Raw genomic sequence first — 6,112 nt, 5'->3', positions numbered from 1 at the left:
TCCGCACACAAGTGCCGCAAGATCCGCACGTGGGCGGCACGGAACAAAGTTGAGCTCTGCTTCACCCCGACCTACGCCTCCTGGGCCAACCCCATCGAGGCCCAGTTCGGACCGCTGCGCACCTTCGTCATCACCGGCTCGAACCACCCCAACCACCCCGCGCTGACCCGGCGGCTGCAGGCCTACCTGCGCTGGCGCAACGCCAACGCCCGCCACCCCGACGTCCTGGCCGCCCAACGCCGAGAACGCGCCCGCATCCGCAGCGAACGACAACGACGCTGGGGCCAGCCAGCTACCCGAGCAGCCTGACCCCAACACCGCAAACGTTCGTGGTCACAGCACTAGGCGACTAATGGTAATAGCGGTTCCACAATCGACAAGTAAAGATAGTTAATGGTATTTGCGCCTTTTGCGACTAATGGAATGTCCGACACGGACAGGCTGAGACGAAATCAGGCAGCTCCAGGAGTGCGGGCGTACGGGAATTCGTACGGCGCGACGCGCCAGGAACGACCACACCGCCGGATGGCGGCGTGACGTGCGGGCGGGGAGTACCGTCGATGACGGCGGCCCGCCGGGGTAGAGGCCGGCGGCCCGTCACCCAGTCCTCTACCTGGGAGTTGTCATGAGTGACCTGTCGCTTTCCGAACGGATGCGCCAGTTGCGCCAGGATCGGGGGATCTCCTTACGCGGCCTGGCCAGGTGCACCTTCTACGGAAAGACGTACCTGCACGAGCTGGAAACCGGCGTGAAGCCACCTACCAAAGCCGGCGCCCAACGCGTTGACGACGCGCTCGGCGCGGAAGGGGAACTCGTGGCCCTTACCTCCGCTGGGCCTGCTATCGGACGTCGCGGGTTTGTAATCGCGGCCGGCCTTGCTGCTGCCCTTCCCCATACCCTGCTTGTACATGGCCGGCGAGTTGGTGCCGCCACGCCTGGGCAGATTGCCGAACGGACCGCTCGCCTCCGACGGCTGGACAACTACCTCGGTGGCGCCGACACCCACGACCTGTACACCGCCGAAGTCCATTCCACGACCCAACTCATCAAAGACGGCTCCTACAGCGAAGCCACGGGCCAGCAACTCCTAGCGGTCCTCGCGGAACAAGCCCAACTCGCCGGCTGGGCGGCGTTCGACGCCGGTCGGCACTCCGACGCCGACAGGCTGTATCGCACCAGCCTCGCTGCCGCCCGAGACGCAGACAACCCGCCGCTCACCGGCAACGCACTGGCGTTCCTGGCATATCAGCAACTAGACCTCGGCAAACCTGCCGCCGCTGCGACGGCTGCCGCCAGCTGCGCCGAGGCCGACACGGCAACGCCCGGAGTGCGGGCACTGCTGAACCTGCGCGCCGGATGGGCATATGCCGTTACTGGTGATGCGGCCCAAACTCAGCAGCATCTGGACCAGGGCACCGCCTATCTCGCGGAACATGACGACCGGCCAGAACCTGACTGGGTGTGGTGGGTCGACCGGGTCGAGGGCGACATCATGGCCGGACGATGCTGGACCGTGTTGAACCGGCCTCTGCGGGCCATCCCCGTGCTCGAACGAGCATTGGCGGGGTTTGACGACACGCAGGCCCGCGACAAGTCCCTGTATCTGTCGTGGCTGGCCGACGCCTACCTCGACGCCAACGAGGTCGAGCACGCGTGCGCAACGGCTTCAGTTGTGGCCCGGCTCGCCGCTGGCGTGGGCTCAATCCGGCCAGGACAACGACTACATGAGATCCTCGGCCGCCTAGAGCCACACGCCGCACTGCCGTGCGTCGCCGAGTTACGCTCGCTGGCTTCCGAGATGCCTACGCATCATCGACTGTCCTCGACACCCAATTCAGGTAGCCGGTAGCCCCCGCCACCACCGGCACCGCCGTTACCTGCGGGTTCGTCCACGGGTGCGCCTGATGCAGGCACGTCTCCAACTCGGGATACCGGCCCAGGGTGGTGTACAGCAGCACCTGCCACTCCTCACCTACTCCCTGCTCTCCAAGGTGCCAGAACACCGATGTCACCGGCCCCACAACCTGAGCACCAGCGGCAAGGCGTTGTCCTACGGCCTGCTGGGCAAGCTCTACAGCGGCCTCACGGGACGGCGCAGCCGTCGATACCTGCACGTAGTCACTCATCTGGCGCACTCTAGCCCGTCGGTGTCCGCGGACAGCACGGACAAGTAGCGGACACCGCACTTCTCGACCACGACCGCCAATACGGAAAGGGTGAGGACGGCGGCAACGTAACCGAGTGCCAGCGCGGGGTACCACGCCGCCGTGACTTCTCCTTGGGAGGTAGCAATGCGTGCGTGGTTGGCTAAGTTGCGTTCCGTGAGCTTGGCCCATCCTCGTCGTCCCGCACGGCTGGACGCAGTCGGCCCCGCCACCCGGTACGCGGCGCGGGCCGGCGCCTACTCCCCGCTGCACAATCAGCCGACGGTCATCTTCGACCGCCGGCCGTTGATGACCCCGCTCGCCCAGCAGCGGGCCAACCGCCGGTGATGGGCACCCACGCCCGGCCCCGCCCGGCCAGCCTGTCGACGGTGCAGCTACGTAACCGGATGATCCTGTCCGCCCGGCGGATCATCATCGAACACTGGCCGCGGGTGGACCGGTGCCCGATCTGCGGATCCGCCTGGCCATGCCTACCCACCGACACCGCCTACGACTACCTCGCCTCGGTCGGGCAGGGCAACTGGGCGCCCCCGGAACGCGCCGGGAGTAGGCGTTGACGGCTATGGCTCAGGCCGCAGCTAGGCCGGCGGCGCCCGGCCGCAGGCTACGGGTGGGGGACGCGATCCGCCTGGACCGACGTGCCTCTCCGCAGTTCGTTCGCCCGATCACGGTTTGGGTGATCCGGGTCCTTGATCGGCCGACCTACGAGGGCTGGCTGTGGCTGGAGGGCTACGAGCTGAACGACGCGGGCACTGCGGTGCGCCGTCGCCAGTTGTACGTCAGATGCGACGGGGTCGTGCCGCACAACCAGTAGACGACCGGCCGCACACGGCGGCCGGTGAACGGAAGGAAGCATCATGTTGAGTTCCGCCCCGCTGCGGCTGCACCGAGGTCCGCGTACTGAGTCTCCGACCGTCGCCCCGGCAGCACCGGTGTCGTTCGGTTTCGGTCAGGCATCGGCCGATGCCGGCCGGCAACGTCCTGGACCTGACCGGCGTTGCCTACGACGACGTCCTCCAGGTCGCGACCGTCAACGGCGTGCCGTACGCCGAGCTTGGCGGCCCACTCGCGGCGACCGTGCGGCAGACCCGCGAGGATGGCCAGCTCTGAGACGACAAGGACTGACCAGCAGTGGGCGGCCCGCCACGGTCATTACGTGGCGGGCCGCCGCCCGCCACCCCGCCGCACTCTCGGAAGGACGGACATGGCAGTCCTCATCCTCACCCACCCTCTCGACATCACCGTGGACCCGGTGATCAAACATCTCCACGATGCGGGCGCAGAGGTCGTGCGCTTTGACACCGCCGACTTCCCCCAGCGGCTGCACCTGTCCGCAACCTGGGACGGTGCCTGGATCGGAGCCCTACGCGGCAAGCACAAGACCGTGCGGCTGTCCGATATCACTGCCGTCTACTACCGGCGGCCAACCGAGTTCGTGCTGCCCGATGACATGTCCGACGGTGAGCGGGCGTGGGCGTACGACGAGGCGCTGCACGGCTTCGGGGGCGTCCTCACGGCGCTACCGGCGGTGTGGGTCAACCGCCCCGACCGGGTGGCCGCCGCCGACTTCAAGCCACGACAACTCGCCACAGCCCACCGTGCGGGCCTGACGACTCCCCGAACGATCATCACCAACGTGCCTGCTGCCTCTCGCCTGTTCGCGGAGTCCTGCCCCGACGGGGTGATCTACAAGACGTTGGCCGGGAGTCCGAAACGGGCGGGCCTACTGCACACCACCAGCACCGTGACGGCCGAGCAGGCGGGCGACCCCGGGATAGCCCACACCGCCCACCTACTCCAAGAGCAGGTGCCCAAGGCGTACGAGGTGCGTCTCACCGTTGCCGGCCCGGCGCTGTTTGCCGCGCGGATCGATACCCACTCAGACGCCGCCGCTTTGGACTGGCGTTCGGACTACGACGCGTTGACCTACCAGCCCATCACCGTCCCACCACGGGTGGATGCGGCGGTCCGCCGGTTCATGGCCGCGCTTGACCTGCGCTTCGGGGCGCTCGACTTCATCGTTAGACCTGACGGCGAGTGGGTGTTCCTGGAGATCAACCCGAACGGGCAGTGGGGATGGATCGAGCAGGAAACCGGCCTACCGATCGCCGCAGCGATAGCCGCCGAGCTGAGTAGGGAGCGTACATGATCGACCCGACGGCAGGGCCCCGACACGAGCTGGCTGCCAAACTCACCACCGCCGGTGCCCTCCGGTCGCCGGCATGGATCTCAGCGTTCGAGCAGGTGCCGCGGCACCTGTTCGTCCCCACCTGCTGGCACCGCACCAACGCCGGCCTAGAACGGCTCGACAGCACGGACCCCGGGCAGCGCGACCACTGGCTAGCTGTCTGCTACTCCGACACATCACTGGTGACCCAGGTCGACTCGTCCGGGACTGCCACCAGCGCATCGAGCCAGCCGTCTGTCATGGCGATCATGCTTGAGGCGCTTGATGTCAGCCCGGGTCACACCGTGCTGGAGGTCGGCACCGGCACCGGCTACAACGCTGCCTTGCTGTGCCATCGGCTCGGCGACGACCGGGTGTATACGGTCGAGTACGACCAGGCCCTGTCCGTCACCGCTGCCGCTGCCCTCGCGCGAGCCGGCTATCACCCCACGGTGCGCGTCGGTGACGGCGCGGCAGGCTGGCCCGAGCAGGGGCCATACGACCGGATCATCGCCACCTACGGCACCGACCGCGTTCCATCCGTGTGGCTGCGCCAGTGCACACCAGGGGGCGTCATCGTCGCTAACCTCGGCCTCGGACTCGTCGCGTTCCACCGCGACCAGCACGGCGCGACAGCTTCAGGCCGGTTCCTGTCCCGGGCGGCCTTCATGAACTCCCGGGCCGACCCCGCGGCGGCGATGATCCCCGACGCCGCGTTCGACCCTGCGGCCCTTCACGACGGGAGCCCAGTAGACGCCCCATCCGACCTGAGGGCCGACAGTTTCGTGGCCTGGCTGCACCTGCACTGTCCGGGGATCGTGCAGATCACGATCCCCGGGCCGGATGGCACCGGCGACCAGGCAGAGCACATCTACGCCAACCGCGCGGGGTCCTGGGCGCGAGTCGGGCGCGGACAGTTAACCGAGGTAGGGCGCATTTGGGGAGATGTGCACAACGCGTACCGCCGTTGGGTCCGAGCCGGCCGGCCCGAGGTTGAGCAACTCGGCCTCACAGTAAGCGACGAAGGTCATCACACGCTGTGGGTGGATAGCCCGTCTGGCGCACAGCGATGGAGCCTCACCCCATGACCAGCTTGACCCTCCGGCGGACATGGCGGCCTGGTTTGACGGCCGGGCATACGGTGCGGTGGTGACCCGCACACGAATCGTGATCGCTGCTGTGGCGGCAGTCCACCGACGAGGGGAGCGATGGTGCGCCGGGACCTAGCTGCATCCTTGATTGGCGTCCTCGTCGGCCTGGCGCTCAGTTGGCTAGTCCTAGCCACTTCCCAGGCATCCCAGGGCAGCAACAGCACGGATCCCGTGACGTGGGGCCCTCAAGCGCCGACCCCGGCAGCACAGACCACGGTGTTTGGTGTGGTGGCGCTCATGTGGTCCGCCGGATGCAACGGCGGAGAGCAGATCGCACTTGACCCAGGGCGGTACGAGATGGGCGCCTGCACTATGGGCGGCGATGAGGTGACGGTTGCTGTGTTCGCCCCGGGGGCTCAATCGGGGTGGGTTGACTCAATGAGAGAGATCGGGGCGTTTGTGGTGGAGGGCGACCGGTGGGCGGTCGCCAGCCTGAACGCTGCGGCCCCCGCGGAGTTCGCCGCCGCAGTACCAGATTGATGGACATCACAAAATCCCGCCTGGCTTCACGTCCGGCGTCCAGACAGCACGAAGCGCCCCGCCCGGCCGTGAGGCCAGGCGGGGCGCTTGTCGTCTACAGGCCGTTAGCGAAGAAGGACCAGCCCGGCACGCGACGAGGCGCCCCCGGC

10 protein-coding genes are annotated in these 6,112 nt (G+C 67.7%); 9 read left to right on the top strand and 1 reads right to left on the bottom strand.

The annotated features are described in order from the left end of the window. Both T398_RS24155 and T398_RS24150 read left to right on the top strand, forming a co-directional pair. The coding region (locus tag T398_RS24155; RefSeq protein WP_496450161.1) for a transposase at positions 1-309 on the top strand (309 nt) is incomplete at its 5' end. Between the two features lie 316 nt (positions 310-625). Then, a complete protein-coding gene (locus T398_RS24150) occupies positions 626-1,849 on the top strand; it encodes a helix-turn-helix domain-containing protein (protein ID WP_496450160.1) in 1,224 nt (407 codons plus the stop codon). Here T398_RS24150 and cutA read toward each other — a convergent pair. Next, positions 1,803-2,126 (bottom strand): divalent-cation tolerance protein CutA, encoded by a 324-nt coding sequence (gene cutA, locus T398_RS24145; protein ID WP_496450159.1) that lies wholly within the window; start codon positions 2,124-2,126, stop codon positions 1,803-1,805. The genes T398_RS24150 and cutA overlap by 47 nt on opposite strands. A 165-nt stretch (positions 2,127-2,291) precedes the next feature. Here cutA and T398_RS24140 point away from each other — a divergent pair, with 165 nt between their 5' ends. The 7 genes from T398_RS24140 (at position 2,292) to T398_RS24110 (ending at position 5,963) form a co-directional block, all read left to right on the top strand. After that, positions 2,292-2,492 (top strand): hypothetical protein, encoded by a 201-nt coding sequence (locus tag T398_RS24140; RefSeq protein ID WP_496450158.1) that lies wholly within the window; start codon positions 2,292-2,294, stop codon positions 2,490-2,492. Next, complete coding sequence (locus tag T398_RS24135) at positions 2,492-2,722, top strand: hypothetical protein (RefSeq protein WP_496450162.1); 231 nt, start codon at positions 2,492-2,494, stop codon at positions 2,720-2,722. The genes T398_RS24140 and T398_RS24135 overlap by 1 nt, the downstream gene beginning before the upstream one ends. Before the next feature lie 119 nt (positions 2,723-2,841). Beyond that, complete coding sequence (locus T398_RS24130; protein ID WP_496450157.1) at positions 2,842-2,979, top strand: hypothetical protein; 138 nt, start codon at positions 2,842-2,844, stop codon at positions 2,977-2,979. A 149-nt stretch (positions 2,980-3,128) separates the two neighbouring features. After that, entirely contained in the window at positions 3,129-3,275 is a 147-nt protein-coding gene (locus tag T398_RS24125; RefSeq protein ID WP_496450156.1) for a hypothetical protein, read from the top strand. A 94-nt stretch (positions 3,276-3,369) separates the two neighbouring features. Further along, complete coding sequence (gene tgmB, locus T398_RS24120) at positions 3,370-4,314, top strand: ATP-grasp ribosomal peptide maturase (protein WP_496450155.1); 945 nt, start codon at positions 3,370-3,372, stop codon at positions 4,312-4,314. Continuing rightward, entirely contained in the window at positions 4,311-5,420 is a 1,110-nt protein-coding gene (locus tag T398_RS24115; RefSeq protein WP_496450154.1) for a methyltransferase domain-containing protein, read from the top strand. Before tgmB ends, T398_RS24115 begins: the two co-directional genes overlap by 4 nt. Positions 5,421-5,540: 120 nt before the next feature. After that, the gene (locus T398_RS24110) at positions 5,541-5,963 is read left to right on the top strand and encodes a hypothetical protein (RefSeq protein WP_496450153.1); all 423 of its coding nucleotides are present in this window, start codon (positions 5,541-5,543) and stop codon (positions 5,961-5,963) included. The last annotated feature ends 149 nt before the right edge of the window (positions 5,964-6,112 follow it).

Source organism: Salinispora goodfellowii (genome assembly GCF_059570675.1).
The sequence above is the reverse complement of the archived record's forward strand: the minus strand, read 5'-3'. Positions and strand labels throughout refer to the sequence as shown.

Excerpts from the sequence above, each read along its gene's own strand:
- T398_RS24150 (WP_496450160.1), top strand. The coding sequence starts at position 626 with ATGAGTGACCTGTCGCTTTCCGAACGGATGCGCCAGTTGCGCCAGGAT.
- T398_RS24110 (WP_496450153.1), top strand. The coding sequence starts at position 5,541 with ATGGTGCGCCGGGACCTAGCTGCATCCTTGATTGGCGTCCTCGTCGGC.
- T398_RS24135 (WP_496450162.1), top strand. The coding sequence starts at position 2,492 with ATGGGCACCCACGCCCGGCCCCGCCCGGCCAGCCTGTCGACGGTGCAG.
- tgmB (WP_496450155.1), top strand. The coding sequence starts at position 3,370 with ATGGCAGTCCTCATCCTCACCCACCCTCTCGACATCACCGTGGACCCG.
- T398_RS24125 (WP_496450156.1), top strand. The coding sequence starts at position 3,129 with ATGCCGGCCGGCAACGTCCTGGACCTGACCGGCGTTGCCTACGACGAC.
- T398_RS24115 (WP_496450154.1), top strand. The coding sequence starts at position 4,311 with ATGATCGACCCGACGGCAGGGCCCCGACACGAGCTGGCTGCCAAACTC.
- cutA (WP_496450159.1), bottom strand. The coding sequence starts at position 2,126 with ATGAGTGACTACGTGCAGGTATCGACGGCTGCGCCGTCCCGTGAGGCC.
- T398_RS24140 (WP_496450158.1), top strand. The coding sequence starts at position 2,292 with ATGCGTGCGTGGTTGGCTAAGTTGCGTTCCGTGAGCTTGGCCCATCCT.